The 23,428-nt window shown below is 68.1% G+C and carries 18 protein-coding genes; 6 read left to right on the top strand and 12 right to left on the bottom strand.

Features of this window, described 5'->3' with window-relative positions; all coding sequences use genetic code 11:
• Positions 1-33 precede the first annotated feature (33 nt).
• A complete protein-coding gene (locus AC3WL7_RS15420; protein WP_079223863.1) occupies positions 34-651 on the bottom strand; it encodes a DUF4126 domain-containing protein in 618 nt (205 codons plus the stop codon).
• Positions 652-830: 179 nt separating this feature from the next.
• On the opposite strand from AC3WL7_RS15420, the gene AC3WL7_RS15415 reads away from it, so the two are divergent.
• From AC3WL7_RS15415 to ampE, 5 genes are all read left to right on the top strand, one after another.
• Positions 831-1,574, top strand: coding sequence for a DUF6776 family protein (locus AC3WL7_RS15415; protein ID WP_283220322.1), 744 nt, complete (start codon positions 831-833; stop codon positions 1,572-1,574).
• A 4-nt stretch (positions 1,575-1,578) separates the two neighbouring features.
• Entirely contained in the window at positions 1,579-2,046 is a 468-nt protein-coding gene (locus AC3WL7_RS15410; RefSeq protein WP_079223860.1) for a bactofilin family protein, read from the top strand.
• 31 nt (positions 2,047-2,077) lie between these two features.
• Positions 2,078-2,470 (top strand): iron-sulfur cluster insertion protein ErpA, encoded by a 393-nt coding sequence (gene erpA / locus AC3WL7_RS15405; protein ID WP_108747525.1) that lies wholly within the window; start codon positions 2,078-2,080, stop codon positions 2,468-2,470.
• A gap of 106 nt (positions 2,471-2,576) precedes the next feature.
• Positions 2,577-3,482, top strand: a complete 906-nt coding sequence (nudC, locus tag AC3WL7_RS15400; RefSeq protein ID WP_313141266.1) for an NAD(+) diphosphatase — start codon at positions 2,577-2,579, stop codon at positions 3,480-3,482.
• Positions 3,483-3,626: 144 nt separating this feature from the next.
• Positions 3,627-4,514, top strand: a complete 888-nt coding sequence (ampE, locus tag AC3WL7_RS15395; protein ID WP_079223855.1) for a regulatory signaling modulator protein AmpE — start codon at positions 3,627-3,629, stop codon at positions 4,512-4,514.
• 36 nt (positions 4,515-4,550) lie between these two features.
• Here ampE and AC3WL7_RS15390 read toward each other — a convergent pair whose 3' ends face one another.
• From AC3WL7_RS15390 to AC3WL7_RS15340, 11 genes are all read right to left on the bottom strand, one after another.
• On the bottom strand, positions 4,551-4,991 hold the full coding sequence (locus AC3WL7_RS15390; RefSeq protein WP_312739169.1) for a hypothetical protein: 441 nt from the start codon (positions 4,989-4,991) through the stop codon (positions 4,551-4,553).
• Between the two features lie 130 nt (positions 4,992-5,121).
• A complete protein-coding gene (locus tag AC3WL7_RS15385) occupies positions 5,122-5,547 on the bottom strand; it encodes a DUF2752 domain-containing protein (RefSeq protein ID WP_492751384.1) in 426 nt (141 codons plus the stop codon).
• 47 nt (positions 5,548-5,594) lie between these two features.
• Positions 5,595-5,876 (bottom strand): CD225/dispanin family protein, encoded by a 282-nt coding sequence (locus tag AC3WL7_RS15380; RefSeq protein WP_079223850.1) that lies wholly within the window; start codon positions 5,874-5,876, stop codon positions 5,595-5,597.
• Positions 5,877-5,909: 33 nt separating this feature from the next.
• Entirely contained in the window at positions 5,910-6,197 is a 288-nt protein-coding gene (locus AC3WL7_RS15375) for a CD225/dispanin family protein (RefSeq protein ID WP_108747523.1), read from the bottom strand.
• A 182-nt stretch (positions 6,198-6,379) separates the two neighbouring features.
• On the bottom strand, positions 6,380-8,269 hold the full coding sequence (locus tag AC3WL7_RS15370; RefSeq protein ID WP_492751380.1) for an MFS transporter: 1,890 nt from the start codon (positions 8,267-8,269) through the stop codon (positions 6,380-6,382).
• A 145-nt stretch (positions 8,270-8,414) separates the two neighbouring features.
• The gene (locus tag AC3WL7_RS15365) at positions 8,415-9,209 is read right to left on the bottom strand and encodes an SDR family NAD(P)-dependent oxidoreductase (protein ID WP_492751378.1); all 795 of its coding nucleotides are present in this window, start codon (positions 9,207-9,209) and stop codon (positions 8,415-8,417) included.
• 161 nt (positions 9,210-9,370) lie between these two features.
• The gene (gene yccS, locus AC3WL7_RS15360; RefSeq protein ID WP_079223835.1) at positions 9,371-11,551 is read right to left on the bottom strand and encodes a YccS family putative transporter; all 2,181 of its coding nucleotides are present in this window, start codon (positions 11,549-11,551) and stop codon (positions 9,371-9,373) included.
• A 191-nt stretch (positions 11,552-11,742) separates the two neighbouring features.
• Complete coding sequence (locus tag AC3WL7_RS15355) at positions 11,743-13,800, bottom strand: TonB-dependent siderophore receptor (RefSeq protein WP_492751376.1); 2,058 nt, start codon at positions 13,798-13,800, stop codon at positions 11,743-11,745.
• 278 nt (positions 13,801-14,078) lie between these two features.
• Positions 14,079-17,201, bottom strand: coding sequence for an efflux RND transporter permease subunit (locus tag AC3WL7_RS15350; protein WP_492751374.1), 3,123 nt, complete (start codon positions 17,199-17,201; stop codon positions 14,079-14,081).
• A gap of 31 nt (positions 17,202-17,232) precedes the next feature.
• Positions 17,233-20,466, bottom strand: coding sequence for an efflux RND transporter permease subunit (locus tag AC3WL7_RS15345; protein ID WP_079223830.1), 3,234 nt, complete (start codon positions 20,464-20,466; stop codon positions 17,233-17,235).
• A gap of 74 nt (positions 20,467-20,540) precedes the next feature.
• Entirely contained in the window at positions 20,541-21,782 is a 1,242-nt protein-coding gene (locus AC3WL7_RS15340; RefSeq protein ID WP_492751371.1) for an efflux RND transporter periplasmic adaptor subunit, read from the bottom strand.
• Between the two features lie 185 nt (positions 21,783-21,967).
• On the opposite strand from AC3WL7_RS15340, the gene AC3WL7_RS15335 reads away from it, so the two are divergent.
• Positions 21,968-23,287: a M20 family metallopeptidase gene (locus tag AC3WL7_RS15335; protein WP_108760665.1), complete on the top strand. Its 1,320-nt coding sequence runs from the start codon at positions 21,968-21,970 to the stop codon at positions 23,285-23,287.
• Positions 23,288-23,428 lie beyond the last annotated feature (141 nt).

Genomic DNA, 23,428 nt, shown 5'->3' with positions numbered 1-23,428 from the left:
GTGTTCGCCGCCATTATGCGCCAAGCCCGGCCGTCAGCCGGTGCGTGGTTGGCCTGCAGAGGCTGTTCCGCCAGCACGTGCAAGCCATCGCACGCCCTTCCACAGGGTGCGCCAGACCAGCCACACCAGCAGTGCGCCGGCCAGGCTGCAGGCCAGCACCACGACCAGGGCGATCCAGGGATGGGCCAGTGCCAGTGCCAGGCCGCCGACCACCACGGTGTCCTCGGCGACCGAAGCGACCCAGTTGCTGGCCGGCTCCGGCGACGTGTTGAGCAGGGCGCGGGTGCCGGCCTTCAGGCCGTGGCTGGCCAGGGCCACGCCGGCGCCGGCCAGCAGGGTGCCGGTGCCCAGCTGGCCATCGGGCGAGAGCGTGGCGGCGGCCAGGAAGGCGCCGGCCGGTACCCGCGCCAGGGTATGCACGAGATCCCAGATGGAATCGACGCCAGGAATCTTGTCGGCGAAGAATTCGGCGATGGCCAGGGCCGCCGAGGTGCCCAGCACCCACCACGATTCGGTGGCCTGCAGGGCCGGTGGCAGGTCGACCCAGCCGAGCAGGCCGGCCAGGCCGACGCCGAATACGGTGAGGTACACGCGGATGCCGGCCAGCCAGGCCAGCAGGATGCCGATCACGAACAGGTGGGCTTCGGTCATGGCGGGGCTCCGGCGACGGAACTGTGCGGGGTGCCACACTATCGGCGATGACGTGGCTGAACACCACCGGCCCCTGACGGCCGGCACCGGGGAAAGCCCCCGTTCCTGTCATACACTAGCCCGTCGTTTGCTACAGGGGCCGTGCTGGTGTCGCCATTGCGAGTCCACGGAGACTACCCATGAACAACCGCCCACCCATGCGCGTACAGGTCCGACTGCCCGGTGCCAAGCCGCAGCCGCTCGACCGCCGCCGCCTGCTGGTCATCGGTGGCATCTGGCTGCTGAGCCTGGTGCTGGCGGTGCTGGGCGGCTGCTGGCTGGGCGCGCCGCGCGATGCCCAGGGGCAGCGCCTGCAGGCGGCCGAGAAGCGCGCCGACACGGTGCAGGCACAGCTGACCGAGCTGCGCCAGAAGCAGGCCACGCTGGAAGCCTCCGACCGCATCAGCCGCGCCGCCAACACCGAGGTGCAGTCCTCGCTGGCCGAGCGCGACGAAGAGATCGCGGGCCTGCGTGCCGACGTGGCCTTCTACGAGCGCCTGGTCGGCTCGACCAGCCAGCGCAAGGGCCTGAACACCCATTCGATCGAGTTCAGCCCCGAATCGGCCGGCACCTGGCAGTACGCCGTGGTGCTGACCCAGAACCTCAACCGCGGGGCCATCAGCCAGGGGCAGATGCGCTTCACCGTGGAAGGCGTGAAGAACGGCAAGCTGGCCACGATCAGCTGGGATGAGCTGCACCAGCGCAGCAAGGTGCCGGGACAGGATTACTCGTTCCGGTACTTCCAGCAGCTCACCGGCAGTGTGATGCTGCCGACGGACTTCACCCCGCAACGGGTGAGGGTGACACTGGGGAGTGGTGCAGGGGGCACCACGCAGGTATTCGACTGGAAACAGGCCGGCGCACCGGCCAGCAAAGGGGAGTAGGCAGATGTTCGGAAACAGCAAATCCAGCCGTGATGGCCAGTTGGTGGTGGATGCCCTGATCGGCAACCAGGTGGTGATCCGCGGTGATGTGGAATTCAGTGGTGGCCTGTACGTGGAAGGCCGCATCCATGGCAAGGTGATCGCCCAGGAAGGCGCCAGCGGCGCGACCCTGACGGTGGCCGAGCACGGCGTCATCGAAGGCGAGATCCGCGCCCAGGTGGTGGTCATCAGTGGCCGCCTCGACGGTGACGTGCATGCCAGCGAGAAGGTCGAACTGACCCCGAGCGCGCGGGTGAACGGCAACGTCCACTACCAGGTGGTGGAAATGAACGCCGGCGCCCAGCTGAATGGCCGCCTGATCCACGCCAGCAGCCCGGTTGCGGCCCTGCCGGCGCCGGAAGGCGAAGGCGAAGCGACGGAAGGCAAGGGCGGCACCGCCGCGCGCCGCAAGCTGGCCGAGGCGATGGCTTGAAAGCCATCCCCGGCGCCCCCATGCTGAGGTCATGAGCACGCTAGTTTCCCTGCCCGGCGCCACGCCGGCCGCCGCTCCCGACTACCAGTCGCTGGAGCGGCCGCTGAACTTCACCGAATCGGCCGCGGCCAAGGTGAAGGAACTGATCCAGGACGAGGGCAACCCCGACCTAGCCCTGCGCGTGTACATCGAGGGCGGTGGCTGTTCCGGGTTCCAGTACGGCTTCGAGTTCGACGAGAACCGCGCCGAGGACGACCTGGCGGTGCAGACCAGCGGGGTCACCCTGCTGGTTGATCCGCTCAGCCTGCAGTACCTGATGGGCGCCGAGGTGGATTACACCGAGAGCCTGACCGGTGCGCAGTTCGTGATCCGCAACCCGAACGCGAAGACCACCTGCGGCTGCGGCAGCAGCTTCAGCATGTGATGCCGGGCGCGGGGCCGATGCCTCGCGCTGCCGTTGCGCGCAAGACCGACTGATTGCGCACAGCGCCGACCTTGCCACCTGTGGCAATTGGCGGCAGGCTTGTCGGATGCCCAATACTCCTTCGCCGCTTTCCGGTTTCGCCTTCGTGGCCGAGCCGCTGGAGCGCGCCGATGCCCTGCGCGATGATGCCGATGCCCTGGCACGCCTGTGGCCGGATGCGCGCATTCTTGTCCTGGACCAGGACGGCACCGCCTTCACCGGTGAGGACGACCAGCCGGTCGCCCTGACTGGCGCCGATATCGGCGGTGGCCCCGGTGCGGCCATCTTCCTCGGCCTGCGCGCGGGCCAGGCCTGGTTCTCCGTCGAAGCCACCAACGTCACCCAGACCGCACCGCGCCGGCTCGACCTGCGCCAGGCGGCACTGCTGTGGAGCGTGGCCGATGCCACCGCCTTCAGCTACGCCCGCGGCATGTCCTACTGGCATTCGCGCACGCGCTTCTGCGGTGTGTGCGGTGGTGCGGTGGCCTTCGCCCGCGGTGGCTTCGTCGGTCGCTGCGCGCAGTGTTCCACCGAGCATTACCCGCGGGTCGACCCGGCGGTGATCGTCGCGGTGGAAAACCAGGGCCGCCTGCTGCTGGGCCGCCAGTCCAACTGGGCGCCGCGCCGCTATTCGGTGCTGGCCGGCTTCGTCGAGCCCGGCGAGACCTTCGAGCAGACCGTGGTGCGCGAGGTGCACGAAGAGAGCAAGGTGCGGGTGACGTCCTGCCAGTACCTCGGCTCGCAGCCGTGGCCGTTCCCCGGCGCGCTGATGGTGGGGTTCCGCGCGCAGGCGCAGGACGACGTGCCGACCGTCAATGGCGAGCTGGAAGATGCACGCTGGTTCACTGCTGAAGAGGTGGGCGCGGCGCTGGCCCGTGACGTCGAGGACGATGGCGAAGGCATCCGCCTGTCGCCGCCGATCTCGATCTCGCGCGGCCTGATCGAACACTGGTACCGGCAGCAGCAGGGCTGATCGCTGCGGCCGTGCCGGCCGATGCCGGCGGCAGCATTGCCGCCACCTGAACACGCGCCGGGTTACAGTCGGGTTCATCGCTGAACGCGCCGCTGCGGCAGGTAAGGTAGCGGCGCAGAACGCTTGTTCGTAGGGAGACCTGCCATGTTCACCACCCTGGTCGCCGTGTTGGTGGCGCTGGCCCTGGGCCACGTTGCCCCGGCTGCTGCCGCCTCGCTGCGCCGTTTCGACGGCTTCCGGCGCTGGCTGGGCTGGTTGGACGGGCATGGCGGACGGGCATGGCAGGGGCCGGCCGGCGTGGCGCTGGCGATCGTGCCGCCGCTGCTGCTGATGGCACTGCTGGCCTGGTTGCTGCGCGGGGTGCTGTTCGGCCTGCCCGGCCTGCTGCTGGGCGTGGCGGTTCTGGCCTGGTGCTGGGGCCCGCGCGACCTCGACCGTGATATCGAAGCGATCATCGATGCCGACGACGCAGCGGGCCGCCAGGCGGCGGTACGCCACCTGCAGGCCGCCGGTGGCAGCCTGCGCGAGGACGTGCCCTCGCTGGTCGAGGCGACCGTGCTCAATGCACTGCGGCGCTGGTTCGCGGTGCTGTTCTGGTTCCTGCTGCTGGGCCCGGTCGGTGCATTGGCCTATCGCCTGCTGGCGCTGATGGCCGAGAGCCCGATGCGGGCACGCGTGCCGGTGGAGCCACTGGCGCTGGCACAGCGCCTGCTGGCCTGGATCGAATGGCCAGTGGCGCAGCTGATGGCGTTCTCGATGGCGCTGGTCGGCAACTTCGATACGGCGTGGAAGGCGTGGCGGCAGGCCCATGGCGAGCGCCTGGCCGGTGGCATCGGCTTCCTCGGCGCGGTGGCGCGGGCCAGCGTGAATGCCGAGCTGCGCGAAGAGGCGCATGACTACACCGAAGCGGGCCTGTTGCCGGTATGGCAGCGGCTGCCGGACCTGCGCGATGCGATGAGCCTGGTGTGGCGGATGCTGCTGCTGTGGCTGGCGGTGCTGGCGCTGCTGGTCATCGCCGGCTGGGTGACGTAGATCCGCCATACGTGGATGGCGCGGTGCTGCACAGCGCTACGGCGTGTAACGATCGTCGAAGTCGAGGTAATCCTCGTGCAGGCCCTGCACCAAGCGTCCGGTCGGTTCGTCGTTGGCGTCGGTTTCCATCAGCAGCCAGCCGGGCATGCCGTCTTCGCGCATCGCCGGACCTTCATCCACGGCCATCACGAAGCTGTTGCCCAGCGCCTTGCCGTACGCACGCAGCAGCGCGTGCAGGGCCTGCGGATCCACCGCACCGCGCAGTGTGGCCAGTGTCTGTTCCAGTTCCGGGCGATCAAACAGCGCCTCGGACAACGCGCTGTCCACATCGTCGGCCAGCGTATGCACATCGCGCAGCATCAGGAAGCGCGCGAACTGCGGCAGGTCCTCGCCCAGTTCGCTGTTCACCCAGCTGCGCGGATCAGTGCAGCCAGCAGCCTTCATGGCCGCGGTCAATTCATCACGTCGATCAGTCATCGCACCAGCATAGCCGAGCGAAGCGAGCCGCTTCTGCTTTTGATCCTCTCTTTCTTCCGTGGTGAACGCACACGGAAACTGTCAGAGGCCGGGCCAGGCGCGGTGCCAGTCGACTGACAGTCGACGCTACCTACACCGGTGCCAGCGCAGTGAACGGTGCCCACGGCAGGTTGCGCAGCAGCGCATACCCCGGCAGCACCCACAGCCAGAACTTCGGATTGGCCAGCAGCCGCATCAACGGATCGAGCGCCTTCATGCGCACGCCCGCCATGTGCAGCAGCATCAGGAACAGGAAGGGCAGGCCGATGACCAGCAGGGGGTTCATCGCCATCGCGCCGGGCAGGTCGAAATGGACCAGCGAGTACAGGCAGCGGGTGCTGCCGCAGCCGGGGCAGTAGAAGCCGGTCAGCGCATACAGCGGGCAGCTCGGCAGCGGATTGCCGGGCACATACGGGTTGACGTGGCGCAGCACCACGGCAGCACCGGCGGCCAGGCCGGAAGCGGCCAGCAGCGGGGACCAGCGGCCCAGGCGGGAGGGAACGGGAGGTGGAGGCATGCAGGGAGATACGGGACCCGGCGCGCGGCCGGATCCCGTAGCAGGCATCAGTAGCTGCTGCCGCCGCTCAGGGCGCCCATGCCGCCGATGGCCATGATCAGGATGAAGTACAGCACGCCGACGACCAGCGCCGCGATGGCCGACCAGATGGCCCACTTCTTGGCCTTCTCCGACGATTCCTGGGCACCGGCGATGTCACCGGCGGCCAGCTTGCCGTTGACCTGTGCGGCGTAGACGATCGACACGATGCCGGCCGGCAGGCAGCAGAACAGCGTGGACAGGATGGCCCAGACCAGGTGGTTCGGGATCTGCGGGGTAGCGGTATTCATGGTTCAAGCTCCTCGATGGGTGGTGGTGGTGAATCAATGGTCGGAAAGAGCGCCCAGAACGGCCAAGCCGCCGAACAGCCCGAACCACAACAGCAACAGGACCGGCAGCGCCACGGCCGAAGCCGCCGCCCACCAGCCCGCCTTGCGCGATGCAGCGTAAGCCCCGGCCAGATCACCGGCCGCGCGGCGACCATCGACCTGCGAGGCATACACGATCGATACCACGCCCAGTGGCAGGCAGCAGAACAGCGTCGTCAGGATCGCCCAGACCAGATGGTTGGGGATGTAGACCGGACGGCTGGGCTGTGGTGGTTGATTCAAAGCAAGACTCCATTCCTTGGCGGTCGATCTGTCGCAGACAGACCGAACCTCCCCCCTGTGGGTGCGTAATCTACCGCAACCGGCGGCCCATGTATGCGTTTACATCCCCGCCACGCCTGGCTCGGCAGCAGACGGGGGAGTACTGGAACGGTTTCCGGGTGCCGGTTTCCCTGCGGAAATGCTCAGGCGTGGTCGCCGCGCAGGGCGCGCACCTGCGCCTCCAGCGCGGGCGCATCGGCGCTGTGGCCGTCCACGGCCGCAGCGGCCACCACATGCACGGTGGCGCGGAAACGCCGCGGCACGCGCATGCGGCCCAGGCGCGTATCGCGCCGGCTCCACATGCTCGACCACATGCCACGCAGGGCCATCGGCACCACCGGCACCGGGCGCCGTTCGAGGATCTTCTCAACGCCGGACTTGAACGGCGCCATGCTGCCGTCCTTGGTCAGCGCGCCCTCCGGGAAGATGCAGACCAGCTCGCCCTCGGCCAGGGCCGCATCGATCTCGTCGAACGCGCGCTGCATCAGCGCCGGGTCTTCGCGCGCGCCGGCGATGGGAATCGCCTTGGCGGTGCGGAAGATCCAGCGCATCACCGGGATGTTGAAGATCTTGTAGTACATGACGAAACGCACGGGGCGCGGGATCGTCGCCGACAGGATCAGCGCGTCCATGTAGCTGACGTGGTTGCAGACCAGCAGCGCGGCGCCCTCGTCGGGGACGTTGGCCTCGATGCCGTGCGGGCGCAGCCGGTACAGCGAGCGCACCATCAGCCAGCTGAGGAAGCGCATCAGGAATTCGGGGACGATGGTGAAGATGTAGATCGCCACGATGGCATTGGCGATGGCCAGCGCCAGGAACTGCTGCGGGATGGACCAGTGCAGCAGCTGGTGCGCGGCCAGCGACAGCAGCGCCGCGGCGACAATGAAACCGGAATTCTGGATGTTGAGTGCGGCGAACACGCGCGACATCTGCGCCTTCGGCGTGCGGCTCTGGATGAGCGCGAACAGCGGCACCACGAATACACCGGTAAACAGGCCGATGCCTACAAGATCGATGACGATGCGCACGCTGCCCGGCTGCTGCAGGAACGCCAGCACGCCCAGGTTCTGCACGGTCGCTTCGCCGGTGCGGGCGAAGTACAGGTCCAGCAGGAAGGCGGTCATGCCGAACGCACCCAGCGGCACCAGGCCGATTTCCACCGTGCGCGCCGACAGCTTCTCGCACAGCAGCGAACCGACGCCGGTGCCCACCGAGAACAGCGCCAGCGCGAACAGGTACAGCTTGGGCTCGCCGCCCAGGTTGACCAGCGCGTAGTTGGGCAGCTGCGAGGTCAGCACGGTGCCGACGAACCAGAACCAGGACACGCCGAGGATGGCGTTGCGCACCGCCTTCTGCTGCCGCGCCATGCGCAGCACCACCAGCGACTCGGGCAGCGGGTTCCAGTTGATCTTCAGGTCGGGGTCGCCGGCGTCGACCCGGGGGATCATGCGCGCGGCGAGATTGCCGCAGATCGCCAGCGCGATGACGGCTGTTGCCGCCACGATCGGACCATGGCTGCCGGCCAGCAGGAACACCGAGCCGCCGATGATCATGCCCGACAGGATCGAGATGGAGGTGCCCATCTCGACCAGGCCGTTGCCACCGGTCAGTTCCTCCGGTTTCAGCACCGAGGGCAGCACCGAGTACTTCACCGGGCCGAACAGGGTCGACTGCATGCCGGTGCAGAACAGCGCCACCAGCAGGAACGGCAGGTTCTCGGTGATGAACCCGATGGCCGCAAGCGACATGATCACGATCTCCATGGTGGTGGTGATCACGATCAGCCGCGATTTTTCCAGTTTGTCGGCGATCTGCCCGGCCAGGGCCGAGAACAGGAAATACGGAAGGATGAAGATGGCCGGCGCCAGCGTGGTGTACAGCGAGCGCTGCTCGTCCGATACGCCCAGGTAGAACAACAGGCCGATGATGGCCTGCCGGTACACGTTGTCGTTGAAGGCGCCCAGCGCCTGCACGATGAAGAACGGCAGGAAGCGGCGCTGGCGGAGCAGGGCGAACTGGCTGTGACCGGACATGGAATCTCCTTGACCGGCGCAGCCTAGCATTCCTGCCTGTCAGGCAGGGATGCGGTAGGTGCGGACCTGGACTCTGGTGGGTGCGGACCCGGACTCTGGTGGGTGCGGACCGTTGGTCCGCACACCTCGCACACCCCACCAACACTTACACGATATCGTCGACCACGCCCCCATCCACGCGCAGGGCAGCGCCGGACGTGGCCGAGGCCTGCGCCGACGCCAGGTAGACCACCATGTTGGCCACTTCCTCGACGGTGGCCGCGCGCTGGATCACCGACGCCGGGCGGTGGGCCATGACGAACTCACGGCCGATCTGCTCCAGCGGCTTGCCGCTGCGTGCGCGTTCTTCCTCGAACATCGCCGCGAAGCCGTCGGACAAGGTCGGGCCGGGCAGTACCGCGTTGACGGTGACGCCGCTGCCGGCCACGCGCTTGGCCAGGCCGCGCGACAACGACAGCTGGGCAGTCTTGCTGACCCCGTAATGGATCATGTCGGCCGGGATGTTGCGTGCTGATTCGGAGGAAATGAACAGCACCCGGCCCCAGCCGACATCGACCATGGCCGGCAGCAGGGCACGGGCCAGGCGCACGCCGGACATCACGTTGGTCTGCCAGTAGCGTTCCCAGGTGGCGTCGTCGGTGTCGAAGAAATCCTGCGGGCCGAAGATGCCGGCATTGTTGACGAGGATGTCGATCTTCGGCAGGCCGGCCAGCAGGGTGTCCACGCCGGCCGCATCGGAGAGGTCGGCGGCCACGCCGATCACCTCGGTACCGGGCACGGCGGCCAGCAGGCGCTGGCGGGCGCGCTCGGTGCTGTCGGCGCTGCGGCCGTTGATGACCACCGTGGCGCCGGCGGCGGCCAGGCCCTCGGCGATGGCCAGACCGATGCCGGCAGTGGAAGCGGTGACCAGCGCGGTGCGGCCGCCCAGTTCGATCTTCATGGGGAACATCCAGCAAAGGGGGAGATTGGCCAGTATCCACCCGACGCTGTGATCGGCATGCAGCGCCAGCTGCAACACAATGGTGCGGCATCGGCAGGTGCGGACCGTTGGTCCGCATGAAAGCGCCCCGGTGGGTGCGGACCGTTGGTCCGCACGTCCCATCAGGTCAGGGTGGTGACCGCCTGGTTCGCCGCCGCGCGCACCTTCGGCAGCAGCCGCAGCACCAGCGCCATCTGCGTGCGGATCAACTGCAGCTTCGGCGGCATCGCTTCTTCGATCTGTTCCAGCTCGGCGGCCACGGCACGGTCGGCATCGTTGTCCTCCTCGCTGACCGGCTGCCGTGCGGTCAGCGCGGTGGCCAGCTGCTGCAGCGCCTTGCGCACCCGGTCACCAGCGGCCAGGGCCAGTGGATCGCCGGCGTAGCTGTCCACCTGGTCGCGGTGCGCGCCCAGCGCGGACAGGTGGCCAAGCAGGGTGTTGGACAGGGCCAGGAAGTGGAAGCCGGCATCGAGGTTGCGGCGCACGTGGCCGGGCTCGCGCAGCATGTTCGACAGCGCCGTGGACAGGGCCGCGTCGGCGTTGTGCATGTCGCGGCGGGCGATGCGGTAGGCCAGGTCATCGCGCATGCCGCTGCGGTACTGGCCCAGCACCGAATCGAGGTAGCGCGAGGCGGTATCCAGCACCCGTGCCAGCACCAGGTGCAGCTGCCGCCCCTGCCAGTCGGGCAGGATCAGGAACGCAGCGGCAGCGGCAATGGCACAGCCCAGCACCGTGTCGACCATGCGCGGGACGATCAGCACGAAGCCGTCGCCGATCAGGTTGAAGCAGGTCAGCGCCATCACCGTGATCGCTGCCGAGGCCACCAGGTAGCGATCGGTGCGGTTGTAGAAGAACAGCAGCGCCGACAGCAGGGCGATCAGCAGCTGCACGTGCAGCTGCGGGAACAGCTGCAGCAGCGCCCAGGTCAGCACCAGGCCGGCCAGGGTGCCGACCACGCGCTGGGCCAGGCGCTGGCGGGTGGCGCCGAAGTTGGGCCGGCACACGAAGACGATGGTCAGCAGCACCCACGAACCGTGCTGCGCGTCGAACAGGCGGATGGCGAGGAAGCCGGCGACCAGTGCCACGGCCATGCGCAGGCCGTGGCGGAACAGCACCGAGCCCGGCGTGAGCTGCTGGCGGATGCGCACGCCCATCTCGCGCAGGGTATGTGGATTGCTGTCGCGCAGGCGCGTATCGACGTTGTCCAGGCTGGCTTCGGAACGTTCGGCATCAAGCAGGCGGCGTTCGATGCTGCGCAGGTTGTGCACCAGCAGGTCCAGCGAACCGAGCAGGCGCTGCCACTGCGGGCGCTGCTGGTCGCGCAGGTAGGCCAGCGCATCGGCCAGGTCGCGGCCGGCCTGCTGGTTGCTTTCGCCGTACACGAACGGGCGGCGCAGGCGGATGGCTTCGCCCAGGCGCGCACAGGCCTGGCCCTGCAGGTCAAGCAGTCGCTGGCAGCGGTACAGCACGTCGCTGTGGAAGAACGCATCGACCAGCGCGCCATAGGGGTAGTGCGAGGAACTGGCGCGTTCGTGGAAATCCTGCGCCATGTAGTACAGGCGCAGGTACAGGCCGGAATTGACGCCGGGCCGGCCGGAGCGGCCGAAGCGGGCCAGGATCGCGGCCTTCGCTTCATTGAGCGCGCCGACGACGCGGCGGTTCTGTTCGGCCAGGTCCAGCTGGCGGCGCTGCAGGTCGGCTTCGCGCACCGGTTCGAACAACGTGGCCTTGAGCTGCAGGTAGCGGCCCAGTTCCACGTACAGGCGGGCGACCCGTTCGCGCACGGGCCGGTTGGCGAACAGCGCCGTCCACAGGATCGACAGCAGGCCGTACCAGACCGCGCCGATCAGCAGGTGGCTGGCCGCTTCCATGGCGCGCGGCAGGTCGCCGGCGCCGCCGTGCTGCTCCAGGCCGATCATGGTGTAGATGGCCAGGGTCACCGTGGCCTGGGCGATGGACGCGTAGCGTTCGCCCAGCGCGCCCAGCAGGGTCAGGCAGAACGTGGACAGCGCCAGCGCGCCGATGAACACCCACGGCAGCGGGAACAGCCAGATGACCGAGGCGGCGGCGATGCAGAAGCACAGCAGCGACAGCAGCACCGCCTTGGTCCGGCCCCACCAGTTGTCATCGGTCTCGGCGATGGCGCTGGCGATGATGCCGAGGAACACCCCGGGCAGGGCCGGCAGCGCATCCAGGTGCCAGCACACGCCCAGCGCCGTGGTCAGGGCGATGAAGACGCGCAGGCCGTAGCTGGCCTTTTCGTGTGCCCACAGGCGGCTGAAACGGGATTCGCGGGTGGACATGCAGGCTCGGGGGGCGGGATGCCCCCATTATTGCGGTGCGCGCGTGAAATGGGGGGACGATGTGCGGACCAACGGTCCGCACCCACCCACCTTCAGCAGCCGATGTGCGGACCAACGGTCCGCACCCACCCACCTTCAGCAGCCGATGTGCGGACCAACGGTCCGCACCCACCGAGTTGGGTAGCGCCGGGTCACATCTCCCAGCGCACGCTTACCGCGAAGGTGCGCGGCAGGCCGACGCCCGCGTTCGACCAGTATTTGCGGTTGCCCAGGTTCTCCACGCTGGCGCGCAGGGTGACCGGATGGCCCGAGGCGAGCAGGCGGTAGCCGACGCCGGCGTTGACCAGGGTGTAGTCGGGCAGCTTCAGGGTGTTGTCGGCGTCGTACCAGACATCGCCGTAGTAGCGCACGGCCGCATAGGCTTCCAGCCCGTCCACCCACGGCAACTGGTAGTTGGCGTGCAGCACGCCGCTCCAGCGGGCGGCACCGGCGGTGCGGTTGCCTTCCTGCGATGCACTGGCCGGGGACAGCTTGTCGTAGGTCGGGTCCAGCCAGGTCACGCCGCCGCCGACGGTCAGCGCGTCGCTCAGGTGCAGGTCGCCGCTGGCTTCCACGCCTTCATACAGGGTGATGCCGTCCTGCACCAGGAACTTGCCGGCGCTGGTCAGCAGGTCGATGTTGGCCCCGCGTTCCAGCCGGAACGCTGCCACGTTCGCGTTCCAGCGCGGGGCTTCCACCTTGGCGCCGATCTCGTACTGCTTGCTGATGGTCGGGTCCAGCACATCGCCAGCATTGATGTAGGTGTTGCCGACGCGGCTGCCGGCTTCCAGCGATTCGATGTAGCTGGCGTACAGGGTCACCGCATCGCTGGGCTTGTACATCACCGCGTAGGTCGGGGTGACCGGGTAGGTGTGGTAGCTGCCCTTGGTTTCGAAGTCGTTGTAGCGCCAGCCGGCCAGCACCGACCAGCCACCGCCGACATCGATGGTGTCGCTGGCGAAGACCGCCTGCTGCACGGTTTCATCGCCGCGGCTGAGTACGCGCGAGCCCACCGCGTCGTGGCGGATGGCCGAACGCTGGTAGAGGTTGGCGCGGCCGATGTTGCTCCACTCGTAGGGGCGGTCCCAGCCCAGCCCGGTCTGGTGGCTGACGCCGGCCACCAGCTGGTGCTGCAGCGGGCCGGTGCGGAAGCTGCCCTGCACCAGCGCCTGGGCCAGCTTCCACTCGCTCTTGCCGCCCAGCTCGTACACGTTCACGTCGTAGTCGCCGTTCACATCGTCGATGTAGGCAAAGATCTTGTTGACGTCATTCCACGAGGTGGTGACGCCGTAGCTCAGGCTGGCCTTCCAGTCGCTGTTGATCTGCCAGTTGAGGGCGGTCGACAGCAGGCTGGAGCGGGTGTCGTAGTAGGTGCCGGGTACGCTGTTGTCGACGTCACCGGCGATCGGGCGCGGCAGCGAGGTCAGGCCGATGAAGTAGTACTGCGGCGATTCCTCGCTGAGGTCGCGCGACTGGAACACGCCGTCGAAGGTCCAGGTGAGCGCATCGCTCAGGCGCGCGTCCAGCGACAGCGCGCCGACCTTGCGGTCGACATGGCCGCCGTTGAACGTCTCGCCCTTTTCCTGGTACGCGTTGAAGCGGTAGCCGAACATCTGCTCGTTGCCGAAGCGGCCGCCGACATCCACGCCGCCGCTGGCGATGCCCTGTTCGCGCCAGCCGAGCTGGGCGCTGAAGGTGGTGGTGTCGGTCGGCTTCTTGGTGATGTAGTTGACGATGCCGCCGGGCGCGCCGAAGCCGTACAGGAAGCCACCGGGACCCTTCAGCAGGTCCACCTGCTCCATCACTTCCAGCGGCCATTCGGTACCCCACGAGGACACCTGCAGGCCGTTGACGCGGTAGCTGTCGAAGTTGAGGTCGATGCCGCGGTTGCGGATCGGCGAGCTCCAGCCGCTGGCGTAGGCGCTGACCTGGGTGGTGACCGACGGATCGAACAGGAAGACTTCGCCCAGCGAGACGACCTGGCGCTGCTCGATCTGCTCGCGGCCGACGGCGGTGATCGCGAACGGGGTGTCGCGCAGGGCGCGGTCACCGAGGGCGCCGGCTTCGGTATGGGTGCGTTCGGCGGTGACCTTGATCGCATCCAGGTCGGTGGCACTGCGGGTATCGGCCGGGGCTCCGGCGTGGGCGGCACAGGCGGCGGACAGGGCCATGGCCAGCACGGCCAGGCGGGGGGAGCGGGTGGGCAGCATCGGTGGGGGATCCTCGGCGGACAGCACGCGACCGTCCGCGGTGGCGGAAGGGAAGGGGTCAATGGCTGGGATCACGCAGGCGTGCCGGCAAGCGGCAGCGGGGCGTCGCTGGGGGAGGCGGCGCAGGACCGTGGCTGGATGCGAATTGTTCTCTTTTCGTTACGGCGCGTCAAACCCGGAGGGCCAGGCAGCCGGCCAGCGGCCGGCTCTACCAGTAGATCCACGCCCTGCGTGGATGGCCTTCCGCGGTAGTGCCGGCCGCTGGCCGGCACCTCCCATCACGCCCGCTGCGCGCGCTTGAGCAGCTTTGCTTCGCGCTTGCGCGCGCGGCGTGCCCGCCAGCGTTCGGCCAGGCACGAGAAGATCACGTACAGCGCCGGGGTGCTCAGCAGCGTCAGGCTCTGCGAGAACAGCAGGCCGCCGATCATCGCGATACCCAGCGGGCGGCGCAGCTCCGAGCCCTCGCCGAGGCCGATCGCCAGCGGCACCGCCGCCAGGATCGCCACCATGGTGGTCATCATGATCGGGCGGAAGCGCACGATGCTGGCCTCGCGCGCCGCCTCGCGTGGTGCCAGGCCATGCTCGCGCTGCGCCACCAGGGCGAAGTCGATCATCATGATCGCGTTCTTCTTGACGATGCCGATCAGCAGCACCAGCGCGATCATCGAAATGACCGACAGTTCGGTGTTGGTGCCGAACAGCGCCAGCAGCGCGCCCACGCCGGCCGCTGGCAGGGTCGAGAGGATCGTCACCGGGTGGATCAGGCTCTCGTACAGCATGCCCAGCACCAGGTACACGGTCAGGATCGCCGCCATCACCAGGATCAGCATGTCGCTGGGGTCGGAATTGAAACCGAAGCCCGCATCGTCGGCCAGGCGGATGTCGCCCGGCATGCGCATGCCGGCCACCGTCGCGTCGATGATCGCCTTGGCCTCGCCGGCACTGACGCCCGGTGCGAGGTTGTAGCTCAGGTCCATCGTCGTGTACTGGTTTTCATGGGTGATCTGCGACGGCGCCAGCCCCGGCGCCTGGCGGGCCACCGCGGTGATCGGCACCATCTCGCCGCTGCGCGCCTTCACGTACACCTCGTCCAGTGCCGTCGGCGTGGCGGTCTGCGACGGCAGCGCGTTGACCACCACGCTGTACTGGTTGATGTCCGAGTAGATCGTGGAGATCTGGCGCTGGCCGAAGGCCCCGTACAGCGCGCCATCGATGGCACCCACCGAGATGCCCAGGCGCGCGGCCTTGGCCCGGTCGATCTCGATGTTCTGGCGCAGGCCGGCGCTGTCGACATCGGTGCCGACGTCGCGCAGCTTCGGGTTCTTCTTCAGCGCCGCCTGCAGCTTGGGCAGCCACTCCTGCAGCGCGGCCAGGTCATTGCCCTGCAGCGAGATGCGGTACTGCGCGCCCTGGCTGTTGCCGCCGCCATCGTTGCTGGGCAGGTCCTGGATGGCCCGCAGGCGCAGCTGCAGGTCGGGGTAGCGGTCGGCCTTGGCGCTCAGGCGGGCCAGCGCATGGGCGGTGGTCTCGCGGCGGCCGTCCTTGCGCGACTTCAGCTCGACGTTGAACTGCGCGCTGGAACCCTGGCGGCCACTGCCCAGGCGCACGCCCACGGTCTTCACTGCCGGGTCGGCCATCAGCATGTCGGTGATGCGGCGCTGGCGGGCGACCATGTCCTCGAAGGAAACGGTGGCGCTGGAATTGGCGCGGCCCCAGATCAGGCCGGTGTCCTGCGGCGGGAACGCGCCCTTCTTCACCGCACCGAACAGGAAGATGGTGACGCCGATCAGGATCAGCGGGGTGAGCGAAAGCAGCAGGGCATGGCGCAGCGAGAAGTCCAGGAACACCGTGTAGATGCGCAGCATGCGGTCGTGCCCGGCATCGAGCCAGCGGCCGAAGCGCGACGGTGCGGCGGTGTGGTCATGCGCGCTGAGGAAGCGGCTGCACAGCGCCGGGGTCAGGGTCAGCGAGACGATCATCGAGACCACGATGGCCGCCACCAGGGTGACGGTGAACTCGCGGAAGAACGCGCCCATCATGCCGCTGGCAAACAGCAGCGGGATGAACACCGCCACCAGCGAGGCGGTGATGGAGACGATGGTGAAGCCGATTTCGCGCGCGCCGGTGAAGGCCGCCTGCAGGCGCGGCATGCCCTCGTCGAGGTGGCGCATGATGTTTTCGATCACCACGATGGCATCGTCCACCACGAAACCGATCGCGATGACCAGGGCCAGCAGGCTCAGGTTGTTGAGGGTGAAACCGAGCGCGTACATCACCAGCGCGGCACCGGCCAGCGACAGCGGCACGGTCACTGCGGCGATCAGCGTGGGCGCCAGCCGGCGCAGGAACAGCGCCATGGTCAGCACCACCATGGCCAGGCTGATCAGCAGGGTGATCTGTACTTCATGCAGCGACGAACGGATGGTCGGCGTACGGTCGAAGTACGGGGTCATGGTGGTGCCGGGCTGCAGGTAGTCGCGCAACGCGGGAATCTGCGCCTTCACCCGGTCCACGGTTTCGACGATGTTGGCGCCGGCACGGGTGAACACGTACATCACCACGGCCGGTTTGTGGTTGAACCACGCGGCCTGGTAGGCATCCTGCTGGCCGTCGTAGACGTTGGCGATGTCCTTCAGGCGGATCACCCGGCCATCGCCCTGGGTCTTGACCACCAGCTCGGCGAAATCGGCGGCGCGCGCCACAGAATCGTTGGCGATGATCGCCGTGGTGGTGTTGCCGTCGCTGAGGAAGCCGGTGGGCGAGGTCACGTTGGCCGCACGCACGGCATTGCGCAGGTCGTCGGCGGTCAGGCCGAGGGCGTTCATCAGGCGCAGGTTGACGTCCACGCGCACGGCCGGCGTCGAGGCACCGGCGATGTCCACCGAGGCCACGCCGCTGATCTGGCGGATGCGCTGGGCCAGCAGCGAATCGGCGACGTTGTACAGCTCGTCGGCCGACTGCGTCTGCGAGGTCAGGGCGATGGCGATGACCGGATCGTCGTTCGGGTTCGCCTTCTGGTACATGGGCGAACCCAGCCCCGAGGGCAGGTCGGCCTGTGCCGAATTGATCGCGGTCTGCACGTCCAGCGCGGCCGAATCGATGTCACGGTCGGTCTGGAAGATCATGAAGACCAGCGAGCTGCCTTCCGAGCTGGACGAGCGCATGCGGTCGATGCCCGGCAGCTGGCCGAGGTGGCGTTCCAGCGGCGCGGTCACCGTGGAGGCCATCGTCGCCGCATCCGCACCGGCCTGGCTGGCGTGCACGAAGATCACCGGGATCTGGATGTTCGGCAGTGCCGACACGCCCAGCCGCAGGTAGCAGATCAGGCCGATCATGAACAAGCCGATGGCCAGCAGGGCAGTGCCGATCGGGCGGCGGATGAAGGGGCCGGACAGGTTCATCGTGCGGCCCCCCGCAGCAGCGGGGCGTGGATCATGCCTGCGGCTCCTGCAGCGTGCCGTCACGCAGGGCGCGCTGCTCGCGGCGACGGGCCAGCCACTCGGAGAAGCGTTCCATGTACAGGTAGATCACCGGCGTGGTGTACAGGGTGACCAGCTGCGAGAGCAGCAGGCCGCCGACGATGGCGATGCCCAGCGGGCGGCGCAGCTCCGAACCGATGCCGGTGCCCAGCGCCAGCGGCAGCGCACCGAGCATGGCCGCAGCGGTGGTCATCATGATCGGGCGGAAGCGCAGCAGGCAGGCGCGGCGGATCGCTTCGTGCGCGTTGGCACCGGCACGGCGCGCTTCGATGGCGAAGTCCACCATCATGATGCCGTTCTTCTTGACGATGCCGATGAGCAGCACGATGCCGACGATGCCATCCACCGACAGGCTCAGCCCGCACACCATCAGCGCCAGCAGCGCGCCGACGCCGGCCGGCGGCAGGGTGGAGATGATCGTGATCGGGTGGATGTAACTTTCGTACAGCACGCCCAGCACGATGTAGATGACCACCAGCGAGGCCAGCAGCAGCCACACCACGTCGGTCTGGCTGCCGGTGAATTCGGCCGCCTTGCCGATGAACTCGGCATGCAGGTGGGCCGGCATGTCCAGGCTGTCCTTGGTTTCCTGGATGGCCTTGACCGCATCGGACAGCGAATAGCCCGGGGCGATGTTGAAGGACACCGTCACTGCCGGCAGCTGCTGCTGGTGGCTGACCACCAGCGGCGCGCTGGTGACCTTGCCTTCGGCCAGCGCCGACAGCGGGATGATGTTGCCCGCACCGACGGTGATGCCGGTGTTCTGCGCGCCGATGCCGGTGGCGGTGGACGAGTTGGACGAGGTGACCTGGCCGAAGCTGGTGGCGTTGGTGCCGGTGAGGGCGCCTGCACCGTTGGAGGCCACGGCCAGCTGTTCCATCAGCGCGGTGCTGGTGCGGAACTCGGGCGCGACTTCCAGCACGACGCGGTACTGGTTGAGCTCGGTGAAGATGGTCGAGATCTGGCGCTGGCCGAACGCATCGTAGAGCGTGTCATCGATGGTCTGCATCGGCACGCCCAGCACGCTGGCCTTGTCGCGGTCGATGTTCAGTTCGAGGGCGCGGCCCTGGTTGGACAGGTTGTTGTCCACGTCGGCCAGTTCCGGGCGCTTGCGCAGCGCCTCGGTCAGGCGCGTGGCCTGGGTGGCCACGGTGGCCGAATCCACGTCCGACAGCGAGTACTGGTACTCAGTGGCGGCCACGCGGGTATCCAGGGTCACGTCCTGCACGGGCTTGAGGTACAGCGCCACGCCGGGGATGCCGGCCACGGCCTTCTGCAGGCGCGGCAGGATCTCATCCAGGCCATCACGCTCGCCGCGTTCCTTCAGCACGATCGACAGTTGGCCCTGGTTGAGCGTGGGGTTCATGCTGCCGGCGCCGATGAAGGCCGACACGCCGGTCACGTCCGGATCCTGGCGCAGTGCTTCGGCCACCTGCCTGGTGCGCTGCTCCATCTGCGGGAAGGCGATGTTCTGGTCGGCCTGGACCACGCCGGTGATCAGGCCGGTGTCCTGTTCGGGCAGCAGGCCCTTGGGAATCAGCACGTACAGCAGCACGGTCAGAACCAGCGCGGCGCCGGCCACGGCCAGGGTCAGCCTCTGGTGGCCCAGCACCCAGTCCAGGCTGCGCTCGTACAGGCCCACGGTGCGCGTCCACAGGTTCTGCTTGCCGGCCGCGGCCGCGCGCTCATGCGCGTCCTCGCCCTCGGGCAGGGCGTCGGGCTTGAGCAGGTAGGCGCACATCATCGGGGTCAGCGTCAGCGAGATCAGCATCGACAGCACGACGGCGATGCTCAGCACCCACGCGAACTCGTGGAACAGGCGGCCGGTGACGCCGGGCATCAGCAGCAGCGGCAGGAACACCGCCACCAGCGAGACGGTCAGCGACAGCACGGTGAAGCCGATCTGGCGCGCGCCGATCTCGGCCGCTTCCTTGCCACTCTTGCCCTGCTCGATGTAGCGGACGATGTTCTCGATCATCACGATCGCATCGTCGACCACGAAGCCGGTGGCCACCACCAGCGCCATCAGCGAAAGGTTGTCCAGCGACATGCCGGTGAAGGCCATCACCGCGAAGGTACCGGCCAGCGACAGCGGCACCGCCACCGAGGGAATGATGGTGGCCCAGAACCGGCGCAGGAACACGAAGATGACCGCCACCACCAGGCCGATGGTGAGGATCAGGGTGAACTGCACTTCGTGCACCGAGGCGCGGATGGTCTCGGTGCGGTCGTTGAAGATTTCCAGGTGCACGTCGGCCGGCAGCACGCCCTGCAGCTGCGGCAGGATCGCGCGGATGCGCTCGACGGTCTGCACGATGTTGGCGCCCGGCTGGCGGCGCACTTCCAGCAGCACGGCCGGCTTGCCATCGGCCCAGGCGGCCAGCTGGTCGTTCTCCACGCCGTCGATCACGTCGGCCACGTCGGACAGCCGCACCGGGCGGCCGTTCTTGTAGCTGATGATGGTGTCGCGGTACTCGGCGGCGCTGGCCAGCTGGTCGTTGGTGCCGATGCTGTAGGACTGGGTCTTGCCGTTCAACGAACCCTTCGGCGCATTGACGTTGGCCTGGGTGAGCGCGCTGCGCAGCTCCTCCATGGTCAGGCCCATGTTCGACAGCTGCGCCGGGTTGACCTGGATGCGCACGGCCGGGCGCACGTTGCCGGCGATCGAGACCAGGCCCACGCCCTGCACCTGCGACAGGCGCTGGGCGAGGATCGAGTCGGCGTAGTTGTTGACGTCACGCAGCGGGCGCGTGTCCGAGGTCAGCTTGAGGGTGACGATGGCCGCATCGGCCGGGTTCACCCGGTTGTAGACCGGCTGGTAGGGCAGCGAGGAGGGCAGGGTGGCCTGGCGGATCGCCGCCTGCACGTCCTGTGCGGCGATGTCGATGTCGCGGTCCATCGAGAACTGCAGGATGATCGTCGACAACCCCGCCGAGGAATCGGAGGTCATCAGTTCCAGCCCGGAGATCTGCCCGAACTGGCGCTCCAGCGGCGTGGTCACCAGCGAGGCCATGGTGGTCGCGTTGGCACCCGGGTACTGGGTGGTGACCACCAGGCTGGGCGCATCGATTTCCGGCAGCGCCGACACCGGCAGCTTGCGGTAACCGAGGATGCCCAGCAGCAACAGGCCCGCCATCAACAGCGAGGTAGCGATGGGACGGCGGATGAAGATCGTCGAAAAGCCCACGGACTGATCCTTGCTGGCGCTTCAATGGCAGCGCCGGCTGCGAGGCCGGCGCGAAAGGAAAGGGTGGCCTGCGCTCAGCGCGGGCCACCACCACGACGGCCACTGCCGCCACTCTTCTGTTCAGCGGCCTTCAGTTCGGCCTCGGTCGGTGCCGCCGGCGTCTCGCCCGGCTTCAGCGCGGTCACCTTGCTGCCCGGCTTCAGGCGGAACTGGCCTTCGCTGACCACGCGCTCGCCGCCCTTCAGGCCTTCGGCGATCTGCACCTGGCTGTCGCCCACTTCCACGCCGCTGCGCACGGTCTGCATCTTCACCGTGTTGTCGCCCTGCACGACATAGACGTACTCGCCGTCCGGGCCACGCAGCACCGCCTGGGTGGGAATGACCACGCCGCCGCCGATCGTGCGCAGCTGCATGCGCACGTTGACGAACTGGCCCGGCCACAGGCCGTTGTCGGTGTTGTCGAAGATCGCGCGGGCCTTGAAGGTGCCGCTGTCGGCGCTGATCAGGTTGTCGACCACGTCCAGCTTGCCGTCACCGGACAGCACGTGCGAGTCGGCGCGGTCCAGTGCGGCCACCGGCACGGCACCGGCGTTCTGCGCCTGGCGCACGTCGGCGAGCTGACGCTCGGGCAGGTTGAACAGCACGTGGATCGGATGGATCTGGGTGAGGGTGACCAGCGCGGTACCGGCGCTGACCACGTTGCCGGCGTCGACCGCGCGGATGCCGGCGATGCCTGAGATCGGCGCGGTGATGCGGGTGTACTGCAGCTGCACCTGCGCGGCACGCGCGCTGGCTTCGTTGGCGGCCACGGCGCTTTCGTACTGTGACACTTGGTTTCGCTGTGTATCCAGATCGGTCTTGGCGACGAACTGGCGGTACTCCGGCGCGTTGGAGCGCTGGTAGTTGGAGCGGGCGGTAGCCAGCAGCGCCTCGTTCTGGCGCTTGGCGGCCACGGCCTGGTCGTAGCTGGCCTGGGCGCTGCGCGGGTCGATCTGTGCCAGCAGGTCACCCTGCTTCACTTCCTGGCCCTCGCGGAAATTGAGGCTCATCAGCTGGCCGCCGACCTGCGGGCTCACCGTCACCGTGTTCATCGCGGTCACCGTGCCCAGCGCGCTGGCATACACCGGCACGTCCTGGCGCGTGGCATCGACCACGGTCACCGGCACCGGGCCGGCATCGGGATCCTCACCGCCCTGGCGCGCACCTGCGGCCTGGCCACCGGCCTTGTCCTTGCCGCCACCGAGGACGCGCACGCCCACCACCGCCAGCACCAGCACTGCCACGACCAGCAGCACGATCTTCCAAACACGTGACATTCAAGGACTCCAAGAGGGCTGGTCGGGGCGGACCCCGGATGGCAATGCGCAAAGCATACCTGTGGCCCGCTACGTTTCCTGCATGACGTATGGGACGGGCGCTAAGACCGGGCGCAGCGAAGGAGGTTCCCGTAGCGGCGGTGTTGGCCTACATTCAGGTGCAGACCCCTTCCGTGGAGACCCCGATGCGCCGTTCCCTGCTGCTGTCCGCCCTGCTGCTGGCCCTGCCGGCCCTTGCTCACGCCCAGCAGGCCGAGCGCCCGGAGGTGACCGCCGCCGCGCAGCGCCTGCAGGCCCAGGTGGTGGAGTGGCGCCGTGATTTCCACCAGCACCCGGAACTGTCCAACCGCGAGGAGCGCACCTCGGCCGAGGTCGCCAAGCGCCTGCGTGCGATGGGCCTGAAGCCGAAGACCGGCATCGCCCACCACGGCGTGGTGGCGATCATCGAAGGCGGCAAGCCGGGCCCGAAGATCGCCCTGCGCGCGGACATGGACGCGCTGCCGGTGACTGAGCAGACCGGCCTGCCGTTCGCATCCAAGGCCACCGCGCAGTACCGCGGGCAGACCGTGGGCGTGATGCATGCCTGCGGCCACGATGCACACACTGCCACCCTGCTGGGCGTGGCGCAGGCGCTGGTGGCGATGAAGAAGGACCTGCCCGGCCAGGTGATGCTGATCTTCCAGCCCTCCGAGGAAGGCGCGCCGCCGCCGGAAGAGGGCGGTGCGGCGCTGATGCTGAAGGAAGGCCTGTTCGCCGACTTCAAGCCGGAAGCGGTGTTCGGCCTGCATGTGTTTTCCAGCGTGCAGGCGGGCCAGATCGCCGTGCGCGGTGGCCCGCTGATGGCCGCGTCCGATCGTTTCGGCATCAAGGTGGTCGGCCGCCAGACCCATGGTTCGGCACCGTGGAACGGCGTGGACCCGATCGTGGCCACCGCCGACCTGATCGGTACGGCACAGACCATCGTCAGCCGCCGCGCCAACCTGTCCAAGCAGCCGGCGGTGCTGACCTTCGGCGCGATCAACGGCGGCATCCGCTACAACATCATTCCGGATGAAGTGGAAATGGTCGGCACCATCCGCACCTTCGACGAGGGCATGCGCCAGCAGATCTTCGCCGACCTGCGCAACGTGGCCGAGCACACCGCGGCCGCGCACGGTGCCAAGGCGGTGACCGACATCTACGAAGCGGAGGGCAACCCGGCCACGGTGAACGACCCGGCGCTGACCGCGAAGATGCTGCCGAGCCTGCAGGCGGTGGTGGGCAAGGACAACGTGTACGAGCCGCCGCTGCAGATGGGCGCGGAGGATTTCTCGCTGTACGCGAAGGAAGTGCCGGGCATGTTCTTCTTCGTGGGCTCGACCAGCGTGGGCATCGACCCGGCGACGGCGCCGGCGAACCACTCGCCGAAGTTCCTGTTGGATGAGAAGGCGTTGGACGTCGGGTTCCGCGCGCTGATGCAGGTGAGCCTGGATTACTTGAACGGTGCTGCTACCCCGGCGGGGTAAGGGTTCCGGCAGGGCTTGCAGCCCTGCACCCGCAGAATCAACGTCAACGTCAACGTCAAAGGCGTGCATTCCGTGGGTTGGCGGGGTGGGTCCGGTTGAGGGGGACGCCGTAAATACGTCCATGTAGGCTTGGTCGCGGCA

The organism is Stenotrophomonas sp. FW305-3-2-15-E-LB1 (genome assembly GCF_058787375.1).
The sequence above is the reverse complement of the archived record's forward strand: the minus strand, read 5'-3'. Positions and strand labels throughout refer to the sequence as shown.

Bases quoted from the DNA above. Each gene is read 5' to 3' on its own strand.
- AC3WL7_RS15420 (WP_079223863.1), bottom strand. From the start codon at position 651: ATGACCGAAGCCCACCTGTTCGTGATCGGCATCCTGCTGGCCTGGCTG.
- AC3WL7_RS15415 (WP_283220322.1), top strand. From the start codon at position 831: ATGAACAACCGCCCACCCATGCGCGTACAGGTCCGACTGCCCGGTGCC.
- AC3WL7_RS15410 (WP_079223860.1), top strand. From the start codon at position 1,579: ATGTTCGGAAACAGCAAATCCAGCCGTGATGGCCAGTTGGTGGTGGAT.
- erpA (WP_108747525.1), top strand. From the start codon at position 2,078: ATGAGCACGCTAGTTTCCCTGCCCGGCGCCACGCCGGCCGCCGCTCCC.
- nudC (WP_313141266.1), top strand. From the start codon at position 2,577: ATGCCCAATACTCCTTCGCCGCTTTCCGGTTTCGCCTTCGTGGCCGAG.
- ampE (WP_079223855.1), top strand. From the start codon at position 3,627: ATGTTCACCACCCTGGTCGCCGTGTTGGTGGCGCTGGCCCTGGGCCAC.
- AC3WL7_RS15390 (WP_312739169.1), bottom strand. From the start codon at position 4,991: ATGACTGATCGACGTGATGAATTGACCGCGGCCATGAAGGCTGCTGGC.
- AC3WL7_RS15385 (WP_492751384.1), bottom strand. From the start codon at position 5,547: ATGCCTCCACCTCCCGTTCCCTCCCGCCTGGGCCGCTGGTCCCCGCTG.
- AC3WL7_RS15380 (WP_079223850.1), bottom strand. From the start codon at position 5,876: ATGAATACCGCTACCCCGCAGATCCCGAACCACCTGGTCTGGGCCATC.
- AC3WL7_RS15370 (WP_492751380.1), bottom strand. From the start codon at position 8,269: ATGTCCGGTCACAGCCAGTTCGCCCTGCTCCGCCAGCGCCGCTTCCTG.
- AC3WL7_RS15365 (WP_492751378.1), bottom strand. From the start codon at position 9,209: ATGAAGATCGAACTGGGCGGCCGCACCGCGCTGGTCACCGCTTCCACT.
- yccS (WP_079223835.1), bottom strand. From the start codon at position 11,551: ATGTCCACCCGCGAATCCCGTTTCAGCCGCCTGTGGGCACACGAAAAG.
- AC3WL7_RS15355 (WP_492751376.1), bottom strand. From the start codon at position 13,800: ATGCTGCCCACCCGCTCCCCCCGCCTGGCCGTGCTGGCCATGGCCCTG.
- AC3WL7_RS15350 (WP_492751374.1), bottom strand. From the start codon at position 17,201: ATGAACCTGTCCGGCCCCTTCATCCGCCGCCCGATCGGCACTGCCCTG.
- AC3WL7_RS15340 (WP_492751371.1), bottom strand. From the start codon at position 21,782: ATGTCACGTGTTTGGAAGATCGTGCTGCTGGTCGTGGCAGTGCTGGTG.
- AC3WL7_RS15335 (WP_108760665.1), top strand. From the start codon at position 21,968: ATGCGCCGTTCCCTGCTGCTGTCCGCCCTGCTGCTGGCCCTGCCGGCC.